Annotated in this window: 20 protein-coding genes; 16 read left to right on the plus strand and 4 right to left on the minus strand. The window is 56.8% G+C overall.

The window, feature by feature from the left end; translation table 11 throughout:
- The first annotated feature begins 245 nt into the window (after positions 1–245).
- From Q0526_RS04810 to Q0526_RS04875, 14 genes are all read left to right on the plus strand, one after another.
- The gene (locus Q0526_RS04810) at positions 246–1241 is read left to right on the plus strand and encodes a WYL domain-containing protein (protein WP_298731320.1); all 996 of its coding nucleotides are present in this window, start codon (positions 246–248) and stop codon (positions 1239–1241) included.
- Positions 1242–1364: 123 nt separating this feature from the next.
- Positions 1365–2777, plus strand: a complete 1413-nt coding sequence (locus Q0526_RS04815; protein ID WP_298731321.1) for an undecaprenyl-phosphate glucose phosphotransferase — start codon at positions 1365–1367, stop codon at positions 2775–2777.
- A 25-nt stretch (positions 2778–2802) separates the two neighbouring features.
- Positions 2803–3957 carry a glycosyltransferase gene (locus Q0526_RS04820; RefSeq protein ID WP_298731322.1) on the plus strand — a complete coding sequence of 385 codons (1155 nt, stop codon included), beginning with the start codon at positions 2803–2805 and terminating at the stop codon, positions 3955–3957.
- Positions 3954–5006, plus strand: a complete 1053-nt coding sequence (locus Q0526_RS04825) for a glycosyltransferase family 1 protein (RefSeq protein WP_298731323.1) — start codon at positions 3954–3956, stop codon at positions 5004–5006. The genes Q0526_RS04820 and Q0526_RS04825 overlap by 4 nt, the downstream gene beginning before the upstream one ends.
- A 54-nt stretch (positions 5007–5060) precedes the next feature.
- Complete coding sequence (locus Q0526_RS04830) at positions 5061–7460, plus strand: hypothetical protein (RefSeq protein WP_298731324.1); 2400 nt, start codon at positions 5061–5063, stop codon at positions 7458–7460.
- Positions 7461–7481: 21 nt separating this feature from the next.
- Positions 7482–8420, plus strand: coding sequence for a glycosyltransferase family 2 protein (locus tag Q0526_RS04835; RefSeq protein ID WP_298731325.1), 939 nt, complete (start codon positions 7482–7484; stop codon positions 8418–8420).
- Between the two features lie 32 nt (positions 8421–8452).
- Complete coding sequence (gene glf / locus Q0526_RS04840) at positions 8453–9559, plus strand: UDP-galactopyranose mutase (RefSeq protein ID WP_298731326.1); 1107 nt, start codon at positions 8453–8455, stop codon at positions 9557–9559.
- 182 nt (positions 9560–9741) lie between these two features.
- Positions 9742–10398, plus strand: coding sequence for a ribulose-phosphate 3-epimerase (gene rpe / locus Q0526_RS04845; RefSeq protein ID WP_298731327.1), 657 nt, complete (start codon positions 9742–9744; stop codon positions 10396–10398).
- Between the two features lie 26 nt (positions 10399–10424).
- Complete coding sequence (locus Q0526_RS04850) at positions 10425–11447, plus strand: RnfABCDGE type electron transport complex subunit D (RefSeq protein WP_298731328.1); 1023 nt, start codon at positions 10425–10427, stop codon at positions 11445–11447.
- A complete protein-coding gene (locus Q0526_RS04855) occupies positions 11422–12777 on the plus strand; it encodes an Rnf-Nqr domain containing protein (RefSeq protein WP_298731329.1) in 1356 nt (451 codons plus the stop codon). The genes Q0526_RS04850 and Q0526_RS04855 overlap by 26 nt, the downstream gene beginning before the upstream one ends.
- Positions 12758–13411 (plus strand): Rnf-Nqr domain containing protein, encoded by a 654-nt coding sequence (locus tag Q0526_RS04860; RefSeq protein ID WP_298731330.1) that lies wholly within the window; start codon positions 12758–12760, stop codon positions 13409–13411. Before Q0526_RS04855 ends, Q0526_RS04860 begins: the two co-directional genes overlap by 20 nt.
- A 12-nt stretch (positions 13412–13423) precedes the next feature.
- Entirely contained in the window at positions 13424–14710 is a 1287-nt protein-coding gene (locus Q0526_RS04865) for a DUF1015 domain-containing protein (protein WP_298731331.1), read from the plus strand.
- 16 nt (positions 14711–14726) lie between these two features.
- Positions 14727–15230 (plus strand): hypothetical protein, encoded by a 504-nt coding sequence (locus Q0526_RS04870; RefSeq protein WP_298731332.1) that lies wholly within the window; start codon positions 14727–14729, stop codon positions 15228–15230.
- Positions 15227–16045: a putative RNA methyltransferase gene (locus Q0526_RS04875; protein WP_298731333.1), complete on the plus strand. Its 819-nt coding sequence runs from the start codon at positions 15227–15229 to the stop codon at positions 16043–16045. The genes Q0526_RS04870 and Q0526_RS04875 overlap by 4 nt, the downstream gene beginning before the upstream one ends.
- A gap of 44 nt (positions 16046–16089) precedes the next feature.
- On the opposite strand, the gene Q0526_RS04880 is transcribed toward Q0526_RS04875, so the two are convergent.
- Positions 16090–16395 (minus strand): hypothetical protein, encoded by a 306-nt coding sequence (locus Q0526_RS04880; RefSeq protein WP_298731334.1) that lies wholly within the window; start codon positions 16393–16395, stop codon positions 16090–16092.
- 81 nt (positions 16396–16476) lie between these two features.
- Here Q0526_RS04880 and Q0526_RS04885 point away from each other — a divergent pair, with 81 nt between their 5' ends.
- A complete protein-coding gene (locus Q0526_RS04885; protein WP_298731335.1) occupies positions 16477–17352 on the plus strand; it encodes a hypothetical protein in 876 nt (291 codons plus the stop codon).
- A gap of 330 nt (positions 17353–17682) precedes the next feature.
- Here the strand turns inward: Q0526_RS04885 and Q0526_RS04890 are convergent, their stop codons facing one another.
- A complete protein-coding gene (locus Q0526_RS04890; RefSeq protein ID WP_298731336.1) occupies positions 17683–19410 on the minus strand; it encodes a carbon starvation CstA family protein in 1728 nt (575 codons plus the stop codon).
- A 243-nt stretch (positions 19411–19653) separates the two neighbouring features.
- Between Q0526_RS04890 and Q0526_RS04895 the strand changes: the two genes are divergently transcribed.
- On the plus strand, positions 19654–21222 hold the full coding sequence (locus Q0526_RS04895; protein ID WP_298731337.1) for an alpha-amylase family glycosyl hydrolase: 1569 nt from the start codon (positions 19654–19656) through the stop codon (positions 21220–21222).
- Positions 21223–21285: 63 nt separating this feature from the next.
- Here Q0526_RS04895 and Q0526_RS04900 read toward each other — a convergent pair whose 3' ends face one another.
- Together Q0526_RS04900 and Q0526_RS04905 are read right to left on the minus strand one after the other, a co-directional pair.
- Positions 21286–21855 carry a nitroreductase family protein gene (locus tag Q0526_RS04900; protein ID WP_298731351.1) on the minus strand — a complete coding sequence of 190 codons (570 nt, stop codon included), beginning with the start codon at positions 21853–21855 and terminating at the stop codon, positions 21286–21288.
- Positions 21856–21913: 58 nt separating this feature from the next.
- The gene (locus Q0526_RS04905; RefSeq protein ID WP_298731338.1) at positions 21914–22603 is read right to left on the minus strand and encodes a peptidoglycan-binding domain-containing protein; all 690 of its coding nucleotides are present in this window, start codon (positions 22601–22603) and stop codon (positions 21914–21916) included.
- Between the last annotated feature and the right edge of the window lie 3 nt (positions 22604–22606).

Below are 22606 nucleotides of genomic sequence, written 5' to 3' on the forward strand. Positions count from 1 at the left end.
TGGGCCTGATCGGCGCCGGCAACAACCCGATGGTCGGTATGACCGTCGCCTGCGCGGTGGCTGCTTCTCAGGTCAACGCCTAATCTCCTTTGCAAACTGCATACTAACTGCCGCCGCCCGGTCGCAAGCCGGGCGGCGGCTTTTTGCCTTTGAAAGATTTGTAAACTCTGCGGCAATACTTGCTCAAAGGGTTTGCAGGGTGTATAATAGGACTGTATATGTGAAAATCGGGAGGGTGCTGGGACATGCCGCGCAAAGAAGGTCAAAAACGCAAATTGCTGGTCCTTTTGGAAATTTTGTGCCGTGAAACAGACGAAAAGCATCCGTTGAGTGTGCCGCAGTTGGTCGAAAAATTGCAGGAGCGGGGCATCGAGGCGGAGCGTAAAAGCGTATACGGCGACTTGAATACTTTGAACAGTATGCCCGGCGCCCCTTATGAGATCGTGCAGCTACGGGGACGGGGCGGCGGTTACTATATGACCGACGCGCTGTTTGAACTAGCGGAGCTGAAACTTTTGGTGGATGCGGTATACGCCAGCAAGTTCATTACGGCGCGCAAATCCAAAATCCTCATCGATAAGCTGGGGCAGTTTACCTCCCGGTATCGGCAAGATGAGCTGGACCGCAAGGTGTTGGTCAGCGGCCGAATCAAGAGCACGGACGAGAAAATCCTCTACACGGTGGACGCACTGCATGCAGCCATCACGGCAGGGGAGCAGGTGTCCTTCAAATACTGCGATTGGAACCTGCAAAAGAAGATGACGCCCCGCCATGACGGACAACTTTATCGGGTCAGCCCGTGGGTGCTGGTGTGGGAGAGCGGCAACTACTACCTGATTGCCTATACCGAAGGCCGCCTAAAGCATTACCGTGTGGACAAGATGCAGAATGTCCACCAACTGGCGGGTACCAGCCGGGAAGGCGCGGCGGAATATGCGGCCTTTGATGTGAATACCTACATGCAGCAGATGTTCGGCATGTTTAACGGCCCGCTGAAAAAAGTGACCTTGCTGTGTGAAAACCGGTTTGCCGGGGCGATGATCGACCGCTTTGGCACCGGTCCGATCCTGAATCCCTGTGAGGATGGGGAACACTTTACCATGACTGCGCAGATTCAAGTCAGCCCCCAGTTTTTTGGTTGGGTGGCTGGGTTCGGCCCCGGCGTTGTGGTGGCCGGCCCGCCGGAAGTCCGCGCCGAGATGAAAAAGACGCTGGACCGCCTGCAGGATCTTTACCGTTGATTGCAAATAGATGGGAAATATGGTATGGTAATACGATACGCTCTATGTATCCTATCGGAACAGGTCTGTCATGGTGAAAATCCGGCAGGGCAGAGCAGCAACATCTAAGGGAGGGCACCACCGGTGCTGGAAAAAAACCAACGTTACAAAAGTATACTCAGCGGATTGCTGGATGCCGCACTTCTGTTTGTCGGCTTTTTGCTGGCCAACTATGTGCGCTTCAACTATGTCCGCTTTTTTGAACCGGGCGGTGCCGGTCCGGCGCTGGATGTGGCGCGGGACCCCCGCAACATTTTGGCCGGGGTGGCTACGTCGCTGCTGCTGGTAGTTGCCTATTGGGTGGCAGGGATTTACAGCAATTCTCGGCTTCATGGCTTGTCGGAGCGCTGCACCCGTATTGCCATCATCAACGGCGGCGGCATTTTAGGGTTCGTATTTATCCTTTACCTGCTCCATTTGGACGATTACTCCCGTGTGGTATTGGGCCTGTTCTACTTCTTTGCCACCGTGTTGGTAGTTGCCAAGCGGATGATCCGCCGTTGGTACGACCGTGCCCGCCGCCGCAAGGGGCTGGGGCTGCGGCATATCCTGCTGGTGGGCGGCGGCAAATCGGCGGCCCTCTACCTGCGGGCACTGGAACACAATCCTTACTACGGTTTTGTGGTGGACGGGTATCTGGCACCGATGGAGGAGCCGGGGTTGGGCGTGCCCTACTTTGGCAGCTATGACAAGCTGGACGAATGTTTGGAAAGCCCCCTTGTGGATGAAGTGGTGGTGGCGTTGGAAGCCGACGAAATTCAGATGCTGCCCCACACCTTTGCTGCCTGCGATAAGCATGGTACGCGCATCACCATGGTGCCTTTTTACAGCGATTATCTGCCCGCACGTCCCACCATCGACGTGCTGGATGAGTGCAAGCTCATCAATGTGCGGCAGACCCCCTTTGACAACATATTGAACGCCGCCGTTAAGCGGGGGTTGGATATTGTGGGCAGTTTGGTGCTCATCGTGCTGACCAGCCCGGTGATGTTGGTCACGGCCATCGGCGTTAAGCTGTCTAGCCCCGGACCGGTGATTTTCCGGCAGGAGCGCATCGGCTTGAACAAGAAGCCCTTTATGATGTATAAGTTCCGTTCCATGCGGGTCAATGCCAAGCAGGAAACGGGCTGGTCCACCGACTATGATCCCCGCAAGACGCGGTTCGGCAGTCTGATCCGCAAGTTTAGTCTGGATGAACTGCCCCAGTTCTTCAATGTACTGAAAGGGGATATGTCCTTGGTGGGCCCACGGCCTGAAGTGCCCTTCCATGTAGAGCACTTCAAGGAGGAGATCCCGCGGTATCTGGTGCGCCAGCAGGTGCGCCCCGGCTGTACCGGCTGGGCGCAGATCCATGGTCTGCGGGGCGACACCGACATTGCGGAGCGTATCCGCTATGATATCTGGTATATCGAAAACTGGACCGTGGCACTGGATATCAAGATCATCTTCCGCACGGTATTCGGCGGCAAGATGATCAACGACGAAAAATTACAGTGATCCCACTGGAAACCGGGTGAGAGTTATGAGCAAGACCGAACCGAAAGTTGCCATTGTGCATGACTGGCTGGTGACCTATGCCGGGGCGGACCGCGTGGTGGATTGTATGCACCATGTGTTTCCCAACGCGGTGATTTATACACTGGTCTATGATGAAAAAAAGATGCCAGCGTGGTTCAAGGACTATGACATCCGCACCACCTGGGTGCAGAAGCTGCCCTTTGCTACCAAGCTGTATAAAAGTCTGTTGCCGTTGATGCCCGGGGCGTTTGAGGCGCTGGACCTGTCGGAGTACGATCTGGTCCTGTCGTCGTCGTCGTCCTGCTCCAAGGGGGTCATCACACGGCCCGATGCGGTACATATCTGTTATTGCCATACGCCGATCCGGTATGTGTGGGATTTTTATTATACCTATCGGGACAATGCCAACTGGCTGGTACGGGCGGTGATGCCGCATCAGATGCACAAGATGCGCATTTGGGATAAATGTGCCGCTGATCGGGTGGACTATTTTATCGCCAATTCGCATTATATCGCCCAGCGCATCAAAAAATATTATCGCCGGGACAGCGATGTGATTTATCCTTGCTGCCATATCAATGAGGCTCCTTTCGTCAAGAAAGAGGACTTCTATCTGGTGGTAGGACGCCTGACTTGGTATAAGCGCATCGATCTGGCAGTGGCGGCCTGCACCAAGCTGGGCAAGCGGCTGGTGGTCATCGGCGGCGGCAGCGAGGAAGGAAAACTCAAATCCATTGCCGGTCCTACCATCGAATTCAAGGGTGGCGGTTTGAGCGACGAAGAGGTGCGCAGCTATTATCTGCGTGCCAAAGCGTTCCTCTTCCCCGGCGAGGAGGACTTCGGCATCACGCCGGTAGAAGCCCAATCGGCAGGAACGCCGGTGTTGGCCTATGGCCGGGGCGGCGCCTGCGAAACGGTGCTGCCGGGCAAGACCGGTTATTGGTTCCATGAGCAGACGGTTGAGAGCCTGATGCGCTGCATGGAACTGTTTGAACGGGACGGCGTGGCGTATACCAAAGAAGAAATTCGAGACCATAGCCGTTCTTTCAGCGAGGAACGGTTTGAAAACGAGCTGCGCGACTATTGCGCCCGTCGTATGGCAGACTGGAAACAGGAACTGCTGGACTGCTCCCACTGGGATAAGGAGGAACTGGATTGAACCCCATCGTCATCAACGGCACCGTGCTGTGCGATAATATTACCGGTATTCCGCGCTATGTGTACGAGACGGTTACCCGGTTGGACGCCTTGCTGGAAGGTACCGGCCTTGATGTGCGGATCGCCTACCGGGACGACGGGCGGCCCATCCATCTGCCTAAGCTGAAAAACATCCAGCTAGTTCCCCTGAAAGCCGTCAAGTACTTTTACAATATGGCGGTATTGCCGGCTTATCTGCGGCGCAACCATGCGTTTTTTGTGGGGTTGGCCAGTGATATGCTGATGACCCGCCGCAGCGTAGTGGTGCTGCACGATATTCGCCCGCTGGTCATGGATACAGACCGGGGCTTTTTCCGGTTTAAGTTCTGGGTACATTGCCTGTCTACCAAATGGTTTGCCCAAAAGGTGTATACCGTCAGTGAAGACCAACGCCGTCTGATTAGCAAAAAGCTCCGTATTCCCATGGACAAGATCGGTGTGACCTACAATGGGTGGGAGCATATGCGCAAGGTGGTCCCCGATGAGGGAATCTTTGACAAGCTGCCCGGGGTTACCAAAGGCGAATATTTTTATGCATTGGGAAGCCTCGCCAAGCACAAAAACTTCCAATGGATCCGCGAAGTGGCCCGTCGGAATCCTGACAAAACCTTTGTGGTGGCAGGCGGCAAGGACTTGCGGGCCTTCGGGGATGATACACAGGCGAAAGATACCGATAATGTGTTTTACCCCGGCTATGTCAGCGATGAGGAAAATGCGGCCCTGATGCAGCATTGCAAGCTGTTTTTGCACCCGGCCATTTTTGAAGGGTTTGGAATCCCGCCGCTGGAGGCGCTCTCGCTGGGGGCACCCATTGCGCTGGCACGGGCGAGCTGCCTGCCGGAACTCTACGGGGATACTGCCCGTTATTTTGATCCTTATGACTACGACGTAGATCTGGATGCATTGGCGGCTCAGCCGGTGGCGCCGCCGGATGCTGTACTCGAAAAATACAGCTGGGATAAAACAGCCGCCTTCTGGTTGGAACAGATTCAAAAATACGCGCAGGAATGACGGATATTTTCTGTACAGAATGTATTTTGCGCAAGGGAAAGAGGACAGGCAACCATGTGGATTCTGGCGTTTCCGGTGACCGCGCTCCTCGCGGGGGCCGCGGGAGTGGCACCGGCATGGCTGGCACACCGTAAAGCGTGCCGAAGGGATCTGGTCTGGGCGGTAGGTCTATGGCTGGCCGTCTGGCTGTTTTGCCTGTGTGCTTACCATCGCCCCGGACTGACGATTGGCTTTGATGCGTTCCGTCTGGCGGCTATGGCGGCGCTTACTTTGTGGGCAGGAGCTTGCACCGCAGGACTGCGGCTTTTGGGGCGCAAAGGGGCGCGGGCAGTGCTGCCGCTGCTGTTGGTGGTGGCGGTAGGCGCGGAGTTGTTTGTATGCAATATCGCCTATTTTAACACCCATAGTTATAAGCCCTTCCAGCTTATGGACTATCTGGACCCCAACATCAATGTGGGGCGGGGAAATGGGAGCTGGTCTTTGGACGAAAAACGCCCCTATCTCCGTTTTCTGGAGATCAACCAGCCCATCTACAACCTGCATCTGGACAATCTTACCAACGATGATCCGGACCCGCTCCATGCTGACAGCACCTTTACCTTTGATGTGGGCGCTACCGACGAGGCCAATGGCGCATTGAACGGCTTTGGCACGTGGGATGTGGCTGTACAGGCGGAGAGGACCCAAACCATCAGTCTGGACATGACCGGGCAGGTGGGGACGTTGACTCTCAAGGCGCATGCCTACGGCACCACCTATGCCCAGTACCCGCTGGCCTTTACCATTACAGGTATTACAGCCAACACGCCGCGCCCGCTGCAATGGTCGTGGCTTCGCATGTTGGCGATATGGCTGATACTGGGAGCTTTGTATCTGCTGCGTCCTCACAGTGGTTTGTGGCAGCGACGCTGGCTGGCCGGCAATCTGTGTGATCGCGGAGCAGCAGTTGTGTTGGGCGTGATCTTGGCAGCCTTTGTGGTCACCGTGCCTTTTTGGGAACCGACCAATTCTGGGCTGGCCACATCCTTCTATAATACTGCCAGCTGGGATGGGGAGAGTGCTATCACCTTTTCCTATCAACAGTATGGTGCGCTGGCGCACAGTTTGCTGAACGGGCGACTGGATTTGGAAGCGGATCCGCCCGCGGAATTGATCGCCATGGACAATCCTTATGACGCCACGGCTCGGGACGCGATGGGGCTGCAGGGCGTGCTATGGGATCATGTCTACTATCAGGGACGGTATTATGTTTATTTTGGCATCGTACCGTGTCTGTTGTTCCAACTGCCCTTTGAAGCCATTACCGGCATTCAGAACTTGGCGTGTGCCCCTTGTATGGTCATTTTGGGGCTGGTGTTCCTGCTTAGCTGCTTCGGCATTATGGGACAGGTCATCCGCCGGTGGTTCCCCGCGACGCCTACGGCTGCGTATCTGCTGTGTACCGCCGCGCTGGTTTTGGGTAGTCAGCTCTATGTGCTGCTGGAACGTCCTTTTATCTATGAATATGCCATTGTCTGTGGGGCGGCTTTGCTAATGCTGGGTCTGTGGCTGTGGCTGGCGGCTGCCGCTACACCCGTGGAGCACGGCGGTGTGCTGACATTGCGGCTGACGCTGGGAAGCTTGTGTGTGGCGTTGGTTGCGGGATGCCGCCCGCAGATGGAACTGTTTGCACTGCTGGCTTTGCCGATTTTCTGGCATCGATATGGAACCCAGCGTCGGCTTTTCAGCCGGGCCGGTGTGCGGGAGGCTGTGGCCTTTTTGCTGCCGGTTGTGTTGGTAGCCGCGGGGCTGATGTGGTACAACTATGCCCGCTTTGGCTCGCCCTTTGATTTCGGTGCCAACTATAATATCACCGGCAACGATATGACCAAACGCGGCTTCAATGTGGTGCGCATTGGTCCGGCGATTTTTACCAGCTTGTTGGATCCGCCGCGGTTGAGTGGTATCTTCCCGTATCTATCGGAAACGGAGGTACAGACCAACGCACTGATTCATACCATCAGTGAACGATTTGCCGGGGGAATGTTGGCTTCTACGCCTTTTACATGGGCGCTTTTGCTGCCGGTAGTTCCTTTGGCGCGGCGCAGCTTGCATCGTCGCCGGGGCGCGGCGGCAGTGGTTTATGGCTCTGTGGCGGCTATGCTGCTTATCACGGTAGTAGATTGCCAGATGGCCGGGGTTTTGTACCGATACCTAATGGATTATAGCCCCGTTTTGCTGCTGGGAGCGGCGCTGTGTTGGCTGTTGGCCGATACGGCACTGGCTCGCCGTGCCGAACAGGGGGAGACGCTGGCGGTTTCTCTGCTGCCCGTTTTGCGGATGGCCATGGTGGCTGCAGCGGCTTGGAGCGTTTTCTACCGGTTCAGTACCTTGTTTGCGATGGAACCGTGGCTGCGGGGATTGAATCCCTCGCTGTACTACACGGTCAACCGTTTGGTTCAATTCTGGATGTAAAGAAAAAGGGAGGACCCGTTTATGGATAAAATTGCTGTTTTGATCCCCTGTTATAATGAGGCAAAAACGGTAGAAAAGGTAGTGACCGATTTCCGGCGTGTGCTGCCGGAGGCAACAATTTATGTCTATGACAACAACTCCACCGACGGTACCGCAGAGTTGGCGGCAAAAGCCGGCGCCGTGGTACGGCACGAGTATCAGCAAGGCAAGGGCAACGTTATGCGGCGGATGTTCCGAGAGATCGAAGCCGAAGCCTATGTGCTGGTAGATGGCGATGACACCTATCCGGCGGAGGCAGCCCCCGAAATGGTGGCGGCGGTAACCCAGCGGCAGGCAGATATGGTGGTGGGGGACCGGCTTTCCAGCACCTACTACACCCAGAATAAACGTCCGTTTCACAACTTTGGCAACGACTTGGTACGCTTTTGCACCAACCATCTGTTCGGCGGCAAAATCAAGGACATCATGACTGGGTACCGCGCCTTCAGCTACCAGTTTGTCAAAACTTATCCGGTGCTCTCTCGAGGGTTTGAAATCGAGACCGAGATGACCATCCATGCTTTGCAGCGCAATATGCAGGTGGATAATGTGGTCATCGAATATCGGGACCGCCCGGAAGGATCGGAAAGTAAACTCAATACCTATTCCGACGGCTTCAAGGTGTTGGGAACGATTCTGCGCCTTTTCAAAAATTACCGGCCCTTCGCCTTCTTTGGGGTGTTGGCCGCTGTATTGGCCGTGTTGGGTGTTGCCTTTATGGTGCCGGTGCTCAACGAGTATTTCCACACCGGGCTGGTACCTCGTTTCCCCACGCTGATTGTTTGCTGCTTTGTTTTGGTGGCGGCCTTGCTGCTCTTTATCTCGGGGGTAATTCTCTCCAGCCAGTTGGCCAAAGACGCGCGGGACTTTGAATTTCAACTGCAAACCGTGCAGCATTGGCAGCGCACGGACGAAGAGTAAGAAGGAAGATCGTATTCTAGGAGGAAACCGTCATGTATGACTATCTGATTGTGGGGGCCGGGTTGTTTGGCGCGGTATTTGCCCACGAAGCAACGCAGGCGGGAAAGCGGTGCCTTGTCATCGACAAGCGGGACCATATCGCCGGTAATATCTATACCGAGAACATCGAGGGAATTGCTGTGCATCGCTACGGCGCGCATATTTTCCATACCAACAATAAGGAAGTGTGGGATTACGTCAACCGGTTTGCGGTGTTCAACCGATATACCAACTCTCCGGTGGCTAACTATAAGGGTGAGCTGTATAACATGCCCTTCAACATGAACACCTTCCATGCCATGTGGGGGGTCATCACGCCGGCACAGGCGCAGGCGAAAATCGAGGAGCAGCGCGCCGCCCACTATACGCCCAATCCCCAAAATTTGGAAGAACAGGCCATCAATCTGGTGGGCATGGATATCTACGAAAAGCTCATCAAAGGCTATACCGAAAAACAGTGGGGTCGGCCTTGTACGGCGCTGCCTGCCTTCATCATCAAGCGGCTGCCGGTGCGCTTTACCTTTGACAACAACTATTTCAATGCGCTGTATCAGGGCATTCCCAACGAGGGGTACACTGCACTGGTTGCCAACTTGCTGCAAGGCATCGAAGTGCGTCTCAACACCGACTATCTGGCCGATCGGGCGGAGCTGGATGCCTTGGCCCGCAAGGTGGTGTACACGGGGCCCATCGATGCCTATTTTGGCTATCAGCTGGGAGCTTTGCAGTATCGCAGCGTGCGGTTTGAAACCGAAACGTTGGATATGCCCAACTATCAAGGCAATGCCGTCGTGAACTATACGGATGCCGAGACGCCCTACACGCGCATTATCGAGCACAAACACTTTGTGTTCGGTTCCACCGAACCGGGTACCAAAACGGTAATCAGCCGAGAATATTCGGCGGAGTGGAAACCCGGCGATGAACCCTATTATCCCGTCAACGACGAGGCCAATGGGGCGTTGTATGCCCGGTACAAAGAACTGGCGGACGCACAGCCCCGTGTGTTGTTTGGCGGTCGTCTGGGTGAGTACAAATACTACGACATGGATCGTGTCATTGAGGTGGCGTTGGAACGAGTACGCGCCGAATTGGCCTAAGAACGAGCTTCATACAAAAAATACCGCAGAGCCGCTGCAAGGCGGAACTGCGGTATTTTTGACGGTAGGGGAGAAGGAGGCCGCCTTGCTTTTTCCCCGTTGATGGGCTATAATAATCTAGTATATCGCTGCGCCGCATGCAAGGTGCAGTGACTTGTGGGAAAGATAAAGGGAGAAATATTATGACCAAAATTGCCGCATCGATTCTCTCGGCAGATTTTGCCAATTTGCAGCAGGATTGCACCCGTCTGTTGAACGAAGGCGTGGACTTGCTGCACTTCGACGTGATGGATGGGCACTTCGTACCCAACATCAGCTACGGCGCGCCGGTATTGACCAGCCTGCATGCAGCCCTGCCCGACGTGTATTATGATGTTCACCTGATGATCAGCGACCCGGCACGGTACGCCGCTGATTTTGCCAAGGCGGGTGCCAACCTGATCACCTTCCATCTGGAGGCTGTTCCCAATACGGCGGAGGAGGTTATCGCTGCGATTCGGGCCACCGGCTGTCAGGTGGGATTGAGCATTCGTCCCGGCACCCCGGTAGAAGCGGCGTTCCCCTATCTAGACGTGGTGGATCTCATCCTTGTGATGAGCGTGGAACCGGGCTTTGGCGGTCAAAAATTCCTGCCGGCTACCCCGCAGCGGTTGGCTGCCTTGGATGCAGAGCGCAAACGTCGGGGCTGCACGACCTTGTTGGAGGTAGACGGCGGCATCAATGCCGAGACCGGTCCGCTTTGCGTACAGGCCGGTGCCGACTGGTTGGTGGCCGGTAATTCGTTGTTCCGCGCAGCGGACCCCACCGCCATGGTACGTCTGCTTCACGGCCAAGCCTGAACAAACCAAAGGAGAAGCCAAACCCCATGCCCAACCATATGAAAATTGAGCACAGCGAAAACTACGATTACTATCGTGACCTGCTGTGGTGTGCCGTCCCGCTGGCCGGGATGGCATGGTATTACTATGGCCCGCGTCCGGTGCTTTTGTTGTTGGCCGGATTGCTTACAGCCTATCTGTGTGACTGCGCGTTGGCACCGCTGCACGGGGCGGGGTATCATCCCCATGAACCGTCCAGCGAGTGCTTTGCGGCACTGATCGTTTTGATGATGCCGGCCACCGTGCCCTATGCGGTGGTGGTAGCAGCGGTCATTGCGGCCGTACTCGTCAAGGAAGCCTTCGGCGGTGAGGGACACTATCCCTTCCATCCGGCGGCGGTAGGCATGGCGGTGGCGGGAATCTCGTGGCCCGGCAGCGTATACAGCTATCCTACCCCCGGCAGTTGGCTGCCGGTGTTCGGCAGCATAACCGATGTGACGATGAACGAAGGAATGAACGCTACCCTGCGGGATGGCGGTCTGCCCAGTGCCAGCACGATGAATCTGTTGACCGGCAACGTGCCGGGCGGACTTGGAACCAGTGCCATTCTGGTTATTGTAGCTTGTGGTCTGTTTTTGTTGGTAAGGGGACATGTTAAGACCACCGTGTTGGTTCCGTTCCTGATTTTCTGCATTGGGTTGCCGTGGCTGTTGCCCCAGCTCAATGAGCTGCCTGTATTCAGCTGGCCCTGGGAATTTATCCGCCAGCGCATTTATCTGGAAAAATACGTCATTCTCTCGGGAACGGTGCTGTTTGGCGGCCTGTTCCTGATCTGTGAACCCGTTACTATGCCCAACCGCACCAGCAGCCGAATTTTGTATGGTGCAGCGCTGGGTATTGCCACCCATGCGTTCCGCGTGTTCAGCCCCTACGAAAGTGCAGTCTGTTTCGCACTGCTGATCGTGAGCGCCATCCCCGAATGGCTGGATTTGGTCAGCCACCGCACCGAGCGTATCCGCTTTATGAGGAAGGAGGAACGGCGCCTTGCCCAATTCACAAAACCGGAATAACCGCCGCAAGCAGCGTAAAGGGGAATCCGAAACGCTGATCATTCCCCATATTACCAAAGAAATGCTGGAAAAGGCCCGCACTATGGCGGAGAGCGGGGCATCCAGCGCCGAGATTGAGCAGGCCATTGCCCAGATGCAGGCTGCGCAGAACCGCACAACGCCCCCTCCTGCGCAGGAAACCACATCGGAAGGGGAACCACATCGGATCATTCCCACCAGTCGGCCTCGTTATACTGAGGAAGAACGCAAAGCTCTGTTGGAGCAGATGCAGCAAGAGCAGGAACAGAAGCAGGCGGAACGGCGTGCGGAAGCCACCCGTCGGACAGAACGTCAGGCTTGGAAGATTCCCACGCCGAAGGCACCCCGCGTATTGAACCGTCCAGCCGCCTCCGTGCGTCCGACGGAACCGGAAGCCGAACCGCCGAAAACGGAGGCACAGCCGCAGCCTTCTCAGCCCCAGCCTTCTCAGCCCCAGCCTTCTCAGCCGGTGGCAGAGGAGCCGACCCGGACGGTGACCCTGAACCAGCCTGCGGCGTCGGTGGAAGAACCTACCCGCACGATGGAACCGCCCCGCCCGGCAGCACCCAAGCCAGCGGCGAAGCAACCTGCCGTGTCCGAGACACCCTCGCAACCTGCCCCGGCGGCTGTGTCCAAACGGCAGGCAGGGCTGCTGCACAACCGTGCCGAGGCAGAGGCACGCCTCAAAGAAAAAATCCGCAGCGATCATATTTGGCTTTCCAACCCGGTGATGGTACGTGGTCTGGGCTTGGCGCCTGTGGTAGGGGCTGCGTTGGACGGCGAACGGGCGTTGATGCTCTGTTTGGCCTGTCTGCTGCTGATTACCTTTACCCGCGTTTTCGCCGTGGCGATCTGCCATCTCACCGGCAACCGCTTTCGGCCGGCGATTTATTGCTATACCGCAGCGGTTTTGTACATCCCTGTGTATACGTTGCTGTACAATCTATTCGGCAACGACCTGTCCATATTGGGCATCTATCTGCCGATTCTGGTGGCAGAGCCCGCAATTGTCAAACGAATGGAATTTACCGAACTGGAACCGGTTCGGGATGCACTCCGCCATGGCTTCAACAACGGTATTGGCATGTGCGTAGCGCTGCTGATCGTGGGTTGTCTGCGAGAGCTGTTGGGATCGGGTGCGCTGTTCGGCCATGCGGTTCTGAGCACGGCTCCGTTGCCTTTGGCCTCCCAGCCGGCAGGCGGATTTGTTCTGTTAGGTGTGATCGCTGCAGTGTGGTGTGCGGTCGCCAATGCCTACACCGACTATAAGCAGGAGGAGGTGCGCCGTCTGTATGCCGATCGCAAACATTGAGTGGTATCCCGTGCTGCGCGGCGCGCTGCAATTCATCAGCTATATGGGGCTGGCCATTTTTGCGGAAAACATTATTTTAGCCCGGGCACTGGGCGTTACCCGCTTACTGAAACTGGTCCCCGACCATAAGGCCCCGGTTTGGGATTTCGGACTGCCGCTGATTTTGGTCATGGGGCTGTCTGCCCCGCTGGGGTGGGCCGCGCACAATCTGCTGTTCCCGTGGCTGCGGAACTATCTGCCGGCATGGCTGCCGATTTCGGCCCTGCGGCCGCTGGTGTATCTCAGCTGCGGCAGTGCAGCGATGATTGTCACATGGCTGTTGCTCTTTTTGTTGCCCCGCCGTCACCGGCAGGCTTGTCACAGCCAGCTTACCCTGACAGGGTTCAGCACGGCGGTGCTGGGCACACTGCTGATTTGTGCCAACCAGAATTATACGATGCTGCAAAGCATTGCCTTTGGAATTGGCAGTGCCTTGGGCTATGTATTCATTATCTTTGTCGTGCGGGAAGGCCGTCGCCGTCTGCGCAGTAAAGACGTACCGGCAATCTTTCAGGGCTTGCCCAGTTCTTTGATTTACATCGGCATCTTGTCGCTGGCCATCTACGGGCTGGTGGGACATGCCGTCGTTCTGTAGGAGGCTTTTGCTATGGCTCTGCCATGTTTTGTCGCTGCCGATATTCTGCTCCCCGCGGCAGGTACGCCGCTGGACCCGTGGGCCTGCATTGCGGTAGACCAGTTTACCTCGCAGCCGGAATACTGGCAGCGTGCCGAGGCTCTCGCACAGGGAAAGCCCAGCACACTGCATATCGTTTTGCCCGAGGCGTATCTGGGCACTCCGCAGGAGGCAGACCGTCTGGAGAGCATCCGCCATACAATGGAAAACTACCGTGCCGAGGTCTTGACCCGGCAGGTACACGGCTATGTGTATGTGGAGCGCACCCAGATGGATGGCAGCATCCGGCAGGGCTTGGTAGGCGCAGTGGATCTGGAGGCCTATGACTATGCCTCCGGAACCAAACCGGCGATTCGCCCCAGCGAAAGTACGGTGGTGGAACGCATCCCACCGCGCTTGAAAGTGCGGCGTGGCGCGTTGTTGGAAACACCGCATGTGATGATGTTGGCAGACGATTCAAGCAAGACGCTTATTGAACCCATCGGTCTGCAAAAGGAGAAGCTGCCGCTTTTGTATGATGGGGAACTTATGCTGGGGGGCGGTCATCTTCGCGGCTGGGCCGTAGAAGATCCTGTGTACATTGCCCAGATTGACGCAGCCTTGGCAGCCTTGGCGGACCAAGCTGCCTTTGACCGCCGTTGGCCTGCCGCTGCGGGGCAAACACCCATGGTATTGGCGGTAGGGGATGGCAACCACAGTCTGGCTACGGCCAAAGCCTATTGGGAAGAACTGAAACCCACACTCACCGAGGAAGAACGGCAGCATCATCCGGCGCGCTGGTGTTTGGCGGAAGTCTGCAACGTCCACAGCCCGGCCATTGAGATTGAACCCATCCACCGGGTGGTATTTGGCGTTTCGGCGCAGGAGTTGTATGAGGCGTTGGACCGTTGGGATCAGGCGCAGGGCCGCCGTACCGAGCCGTCTGCCCAGCGTTGTAAGCTGGCCGACCGGCAGGGAGAAATCGAAGTGGCGCTGCAAAATCCGCCGGCGCCGCTGACGGTAGGCAGCGTGGAAGCCTTCTTAGAGGAATGGCTGCCTCAGCATCCCCAAGCGCATGTGGATTATATTCATGGCGCTTCCACCGCGTTGTCCTTGGCTGCCCGCCCCGGAACGCCCACCACAGCCATTTTGCTGCCGGATTTTGCGAAAGCAGATTTGTTCCGCGGTGTGGTGCTGGGTGGTGTGCTGCCGCGCAAGACCTTTAGCATGGGCCACGCAGAGGAAAAACGGTATTATAATGAATGCCGAGTCATCGGCTGAAGAATTCAGGTGAAGTATGGAAAAAACTGCACAGAATACATCCGGCGCGCCGCGCCGTCGCCGTCGTCGCCGGGGTTCCGGTTCGGGGGCGGCGCAGGCAGCTTCCACCCAGCAGGAAACCACCAAGACGACCCAACAGGCTACCCCGGCTAAATCTTCCCGCGGTCAAACGCCGCGGAAAGAGGGAAAGGAATCGCCTAGCAATAGTCGCAACCGTCACCGCGGTTCGCAAAGCGAGCCGGCACCGCAACAACCGGCGAGCCGCCGCAATCGAGGCGGGGCACAGGCTCCCAATCGGGAGGCAGCCCACAACGCCAAACCGGCCCAGAAGCCTGCCCGTCCGCGGCATACAGCCGAGGAGGAGCCGGGGCTGGAATTGATTGCTCGCCGCCCGCCGAAGCAGAAATTTGCCAATTTTGAGGAATATTTGGCGGCCCATGGCGGCATGACAGTACCGCTGCCGGAGGAAACCCCGGTGGAGGACGGAACGGCTGCCTTGTCGGACGGAGTGACGGAATGACCCCGGCATTGGCAGCGGCGCTGCGTTGTCCTGTGTGTGGCGGACCGTTGCTGTTGGTGGGGCGCACGCTGCGGTGTCCCAAGGCGCACAGCTTTGATTTGGCCAAAGAAGGCTACGCCAATTTGTTGGCGATTCAGAAAAAGCATGCGGTAGACCCCGGCGACGGCAAAGAGATGGTCCGTGCCCGCCGCGCCTTTCTGGCCGCGGGACACTATGCGCCGTTGATGCAGGCGCTGGCGGCACTGGCTGCGGAACTGCCGCATACCCACATCGTGGATGCGGGGTGCGGGGAAGGCAGCTATGACCGGTATCTCTGTGATGCGTTGGGGGAGATGCAGTTGGTGGGATTCGATCTTTCCAAAGAAGCCGTGCGGTTGGCCGCAAAACGAGTCCCTGAAGCGGCCTTCTGCGTAGGAGGCAGCTTCAGCGCACCGGTACGGGACGGCTGGGCGGACCTTCTGCTCAACATTTTTTCCCCTTTTGCGGGGGCGGAATTTCACCGCATGCTGCGTCCCGGCGGACATCTGATCTACGCGGTTCCCACTGCGCGGCATCTGTACGGTCTTAAGGAAGTGCTCTATACCACGCCTTATGAAAATGAGGTCAAGCAGACAGCCTACGACGGCTTTGCTTTTGCGGAAGAACGGCAGGCGACGGCGACCCTAACTTTACAGGGAGAGAGTGTTCAGCAGCTCTTTGCCATGACGCCCTACTACTGGAATACACCTGCGGACGGCGCTGCCCGTTTGGCGGCCTGCGATACTTTGACGACGGAGATCGGTTTTCGATACCTTGTCTATCGCAAAGAAGCCTGATAAAATCAAAAGGTCCTCTGCCTTAGGGCAGGGGACCTTTTTGGTTACAGATCGTCAGCGTCCTGTGTGGGGGTCTCGTACTGGTTTTCACTGGGGACACCGGTCCAGCTACCCAGCGGGTCCTGATGACTGGAAAGTTCCTCTTCGGGCGGCATCGGCGGCACGGCCTGCAGGGAATCCGGCTGATTACGGGGACCATGTTTGGCGTGGTTCATAGCCACTGTGCGGCGAGAGGCGGTGCCGGTCTCGGGTTCTTCCCGGTAGGCAGCATCCGTCACTTCGCCCAGATCAGTCCAGAAGGTATCGCGCTCATCCTCAGCGCCTCGGGGCCCAAACGGTTCATGCAACATAACTACAACCTCCTTGTGGTATACAGGCGGGCTATATGGCCCACACTATACCATAGATTTTGACACAAAGAGGTGTTGTTTATGCGTTCACGCGGCGCTGTTTTTTGGTATAGTTTAGGGTTGACCCTGCTGTTGCTGCTGCCTATGATCGGGGTGACTTTCTTTTTCGTGAACCAGCGCCAGCAGCAGGAGGAACTGCGGCAGGCGGCAGCGGAGCGCGGCGGACTGCCCATCGAACAAGGGGCGCAGGATACGTGGCGGGTGCTATTGGTGGTCCAGCAGGAAGAACCCGGTTTTGTATTGGCGCGGGTAGATGGTCCTGCACAAAGGGTCACCCTCTGCGCGCTGCCGGGCACATTGCAGGTACAGGCTCCGGCTGGAACCACCACCTTGGCAGACTGTACACTTACAGCGGGGCCGGGGCGAGCCGCCCAACTGCTGACACAGACGGTGGCTACCGGTGAAACGGCCATGCCTACCCTTTACTATCTGGCAGCCACGCCGGATTGTTGGGCGTCCTGCGCAGGCGAGGAAGCCGTGGCACGATTGGATACAGCAGCGCTGCTCACCAAGGCCCAGCGGGAAAGCATTGGGTATGGGGAGGATTCGGTGGCCGAGGCCAGCGCACAGGAAGCCGCGGAACTGATCGATCAACTTCAGTCCTGTTTGGAAGCACCGGAAAAGAAAGCGGATGTAAGGGCGGCTGTGTGGGAAGCCTTTGCACGGCAAAATGCTGGGCTGTTGGAATCTTTGCCTGAAGGGTGGCGAACATACAGCGCACGCACTTTAACAGATTTGCTGGCCACCGATTTGGCCGGGCTGGAGGCGACCCTTCGCTACGTGAGTAAGCAGCCCGGTTTGACGGTGGAATACCGTTCGGTGGCTGTGCAGACCGCCGGTAGGGAAGTGACGCTGACCGAGGACGGAGCCCAATTCTTGTGTACACTGCTGCAATAAAAAAGTGAGCCGGTTATGCGCGGGGGCCTATTTGCTCAGGCACTGCACAACAAAGTTCGCCCGGTCGTCAAGGCGGTTCAAACACAGGAAGCTATGACCGCCTTGTTGCGGTAAGCATCGGGGTAAGGCCCGATGGCGTGTTGGGGACCCGGCGGACAAGGCTGCGGGGCTGGGGCCAGCGCCGATAATACAAAAGCCCCGATATTCTTGCGGAATACCGGGGCTTGCGCTGTCAGATGGCACGTTGCGTCGTCATGCCGTTGCAGCGATAGAAAGTTTGTATGGTATCGGTTCGGGTGGGGCCAAAAGCGTCTTTATCGTAGAACGCTTTTAGTGGGCAGCGGTCTTTTCGCTGTCTTTTTCACTGGCGGCATAGACGCGCAGCGAATTCACAACAATGATAACACCCAAGGCGATGAGCAGAATAGCTAAAATCAACTGCAGACCCTGCATCAAGAAGGTGGCACTGCCTGCGGTGTATGCCTGAACGCAGCCGGCCAGAATCTGGACCAGCGCGGTGAAGGTCACACAGAGCATGATGACCAGCGGCGGGAAGAGCATCTTGTTGCTGCGGCCGGTTACTTTCAGGAAAACGCAGAGCGTCACCAGCACCAGCGCGCTGAGCAACTGGTTCGCAGAGCCGAAGAGCGGCCAGATGTTGCTGTATCCGATCTTGGCCAGAATGTAACCGAAGAGCAGCGTGATGATGGTGGAGAAGTAGGTGTTGCAGAACAGCTTCCGCCAACCTTCGGCGTGTTCCATATCGTCCACGCTGAACAGTTCCTGAAAACTCATACGGCCGATACGGGCCACGGCGTCCAGACTGGTCAGTGCCAGCGCCGAAACACACATCGTCATAAAGACGGTGGCAGCATAGACGGGCACGCCGAACATTTCAAAGAAACCGGCTACACCGTTGCTGAACACTTGGAAGGGGGTGCCGGCGGCAGGGGTGCCGTCCGCCGCAGCGGAAGCACCGGCCACACACAGAGCCAGTACAGCCAACAGGCTTTCCAGCACCATGGCGCCGTACCCCACCTTGAGCATGTCTTTTTCGTTCTCCACCGTTTTGGAGGACGTGCCGGAGGATACCAAACTATGGAAACCGGACACGGCACCGCAGGCCACCGTAACGAAGAGGATGGGGAAAAGACTGCCGCTGATCAGGCTGCCGTTTTCCCCCTTGACCACGTTCCAAGCGGTAAACGCGTGGAGATTCATGGTGGGGTGAGCCACCAGCAGACCGATGGCCGCGCCGGCAATCATAGCAATGAACATAAAGGTAGTCATGTAGTCCCGGGGCTGTTTGAGCAGCCACATGGGCAGGACTGCCGCGAAGAAGATATAAATAAAGGTAATATAGATCCAGCCTTCTTTGGCGAGGATGATCGGGAAGTTCGAGCCAATGAGGAAGGAGAGCACGATAAAGACAATGCCCAGTACCGCTTCCTTCCAACCGTCAAAGTTGAACTTTTTCTGGATCAGGCCGAACACCACGGCAAAGACCATAAACATGATGGAAACCATGCCGGCGGCGCCGTTGGTAGTGGCCGCCGCAGCCAGCGAGGTGACCCCGTCGGTGGTGGTGTAGGCATTAAAGGTGTCGGCTACCATGTCGGCAAAGGCTGCGATGACCAGCAGGGTGAACAGCCAGCAGAACAGCAAGAACAAGCGGCGGCCCAATTTGCCGATGTATTTCTCGATCAGCATGCCCATGGATTTGCCGTCGTTCTTGACGCTGGCATACAGCGCGCCGAAGTCAGTCACCGCACCGAAAAAGATGCCGCCCAGCAGCACCCAGAGCAACACCGGCAGCCAACCGAACGCCGCAGCCTGAATGGCACCGGTGACGGGGCCTGCACCCGCGATGGACGAGAACTGATGGCTGAACACGGTCCAGCCGTTGGTGGGTACGTAGTCTTTGCCATCTTCCAGCCGCACAGCAGGAGTTTTGGCGTTGGGGTCAATGCCCCACGATTTGGCGATCCAGCGACCATATCCGGCGTACGCACATACCAGACAGACCGCTGCGATCAAGACGATCACAAGCGTATTCATGATTCTTACTCCCTCTTTCTTACAACAGATTTACAATCGCTTGCTTCATTACTTTAGCGCGCTGATGTGCGCATGTCAACAATTTGTTAATATTTTGTCGGAATGACAAATATTTGTGAAAAAAGTAGAAAATATATGGACTGTTTTGTGTAAGCTGCGGCATTGACAACAAGGGGGTCAGTGGATAGTATAAAGAAAAACGGGCGGTATCGTACCGTGCCTATGAAAATTGGGAGGGATATCATGAAACAATGGCTCAAAGATGCGGTTTTTTATGAAATCTATCCGCAGAGCTTCCGGGACAGCAACGGCGACGGCATTGGCGATCTGCCGGGCATTGTTTCCAAGTTGGATTACATCAAAACGTTGGGGTGCAATGCCCTGTGGATCAATCCCTGTTTTGATTCGCCATTCAAAGATGCGGGCTACGACGTGCGGGATTATAAAAAGATCGCCCCTCGCTATGGCACCAATGAGGATGCAGCCCAGTTGTTCCGTGCGGCCCACGAGAAGGGAATCCATGTGCTGTTGGATCTGGTGCCGGGCCATACCAGTGAGGAACACCCTTGGTTTCAGGCCAGTTGTAAGGCGGAGAAGAATGAGTATTGGGGACGTTATGTTTGGACCGACCACTGCTTTGCCAGCGGTGACGGGATGCCCTTTATTGGCGGCGAAACGGAGCGCAACGGAACCTATATTCTGAATTTCTTTAAATGCCAGCCGGCGCTGAACTATGGGTACGGCAAGATCCATGAACCTTGGCAGCAGCCTACCGATGCACCGGACTGCAAAGCGACGGTGGAGGCCATCAAGGACGTGATGCGGTTCTGGCTGGCAATGGGCTGCGATGGGTTCCGAGTGGATATGGCATCCAGTTTGGTAAAGAACGACACGCACCACAAAAAATATACCTGTGCAATCTGGCGGGACATTGCGGCGATGCTGCAGAAAGAATATCCGCAGGCAGTGCTGATCAGCGAATGGAATGGTCCGCGGATGGCGCTGAAGAATGGTTTTGACATGGATTTCATGCTCAGCCAGACCGGTAATGGATACGATTGGCTGATGCGCGCCTACGACGGCACCATGGACTCTGACCCGCACAACATTGGCAAGGCCTACTTTTGTAAGGATTCCGGCACCGGTATCGATAAGTTCTTGGACGACTGGCTGCCCAGTTATAAGGCGACCCATAAGGATGGTCTATATTGCCTGATTACCTGCAACCATGATACCATCCGTCCCTCGGCAGGATTGACCACCGAAGAGCTGCGTATCGCTTACGCTATGCTGTTTACTATGCCCGGCGCCCCGTTTTTGTATTATGGGGACGAGATTGGCATGCGGTACCAGAAGCTGCCCACCAAGGAGGGCGGTTACTTCCGCACCGGTTCCCGCACCCCCATGCAGTGGACGCAGGGGAAGAATCTGGGCTTTTCCGAGGCGGAACCGGAAGCGTTGTATCTGCCGGTGGACCCGTCGCCGGATGCGCCCACGGTGGAAGCCCAGCAGGCGGACCCGAATAGCTTGTGGCATACGGTACAGGCACTGCTGACTTTCCGCCATGCCCACCGTGATTTGGATTCCGACGCTCCCTTCAAGGTGTTGTTCGCCCCGAAGGCGAAGGGAGATTACCGGCCCTTTGCATGGCGCCGCGGTTCGTTGATTTGTGCAGTCAACCCGGCGGGTGCCGCGGCGGACCTGCCGCTGAAATTGTCGGCGGATGCACGGCCCCTCTTTGTCATTGGTACTGCGCAGGTACGGGATGGCATGTTGGTGCTGGGACCGCAGAGCTTTGCCGTAGTGGGTTGATTTCCCGTTTCAAACAAATACAAACGTCCCCGACCAAAATGGTCGGGGACGTTTTTTACTCGGTTACAGCGTTTTCAGAAGGACTTCCTCCAGCGGGCGCTTGGGAACACAGTAGTCCCGGGCATCATCCAGATAGTATTTGGTATCGCCGTTCTGGGCGGTGACCAGATGGCTCTGGTGGCTGGGATAGCCAAATGCTACCATATACCGCAGCTTTACGCCCTCAGGCAGCGCCAGCAGCTTGCTCAGCGCCGGGCGGTCGATGGAACCCATCATGCAGCTTCCCACTCCATGGGCCCAAGCGGCGGCAGTCATATTGCCCATGGCAAGCCCGACATCAGTATCGCTGCAGCCGGGAATGCGCTCATCCTGCAGTACTGCAACGAAAGCTACCGGCTGCTCGTCAGGTTTGGGCGTACCCTGCTCAGGGGGCAAGCTGGCCGCCCAGTGTACCAACGGCTGCACCGCCGTTACAGCCTCAGGGCTTTGCACAATCATATACTTCAGGGTCTGGCGATTGTTGCCGCAGCTGGCAATGCGGGCCGCCTCTACCGCTTCGGTCAAAATTTCCTGCGCGACGGGACGCTGCTCGAAGCGGCGATAGGTGCGCAAGGTCCGCAAAAATTCCATCATATCCACAGTGGATCACATCCTTTGTCTATACGTTTTTTTCATTATACCAGTTGTGCTTTTATTTATCAACGACTGTCGGAGTGCGGCCAATCCCCACCGCAGCAGAAGCAATCTTTTTCCAACTGTTGCAGCCGCATATGCCGTCTGCAGTTAGTGAAAAATCCTTCTGGATCGCTTTCAGCGCGCTTTCGGTGGCGGAACCAAAGATGCCATCCAGTGAGCCGCTGGGATAGCCCAGTGCGTTAAGTGCATCTTGTAAGATCAGCACATAGGTGTTGCGGCTGCCGCGGCGTACCGTGGGGTAGCCTGCCGTGGTATTGGGGCAGGCGGGGGTACCGTAGCGCCGGTCGAAGTGTACCCAAGTGGGCGTCATGGAAAGCGGCTCCACATACCCCCAGGCGCCGGTGGCCACAGCGGTGTTGTAGATCTTGCGCCGTGCCGTACTGCTCAAACTTTGCCCCACGTCAAAGGCGACACCGGCGTAATGCTGGCTGGTGGTGCCGTGACTACCCTCCCAAATGCGTTTGAAAGCATACCCCACCGGGATGCCGCTGCCATAGTTGCGGCGGGTCAGGTTCCACGCTTCCATGGCCGCCACCGTCGTCCATAACACGTTGGCTTTGCTGGAACCACGGAATTCCCGTACCCGCAGCGTGGTGCCGGAGCTGTAAGGCATAGGATCGTTTTCGCCGAGGGTATAGGTGTAAAACTTGTTGGTGTAGGAATCGTATACAAATACTTTTGCCATTGT

Source organism: uncultured Subdoligranulum sp. (genome assembly GCF_937890665.1).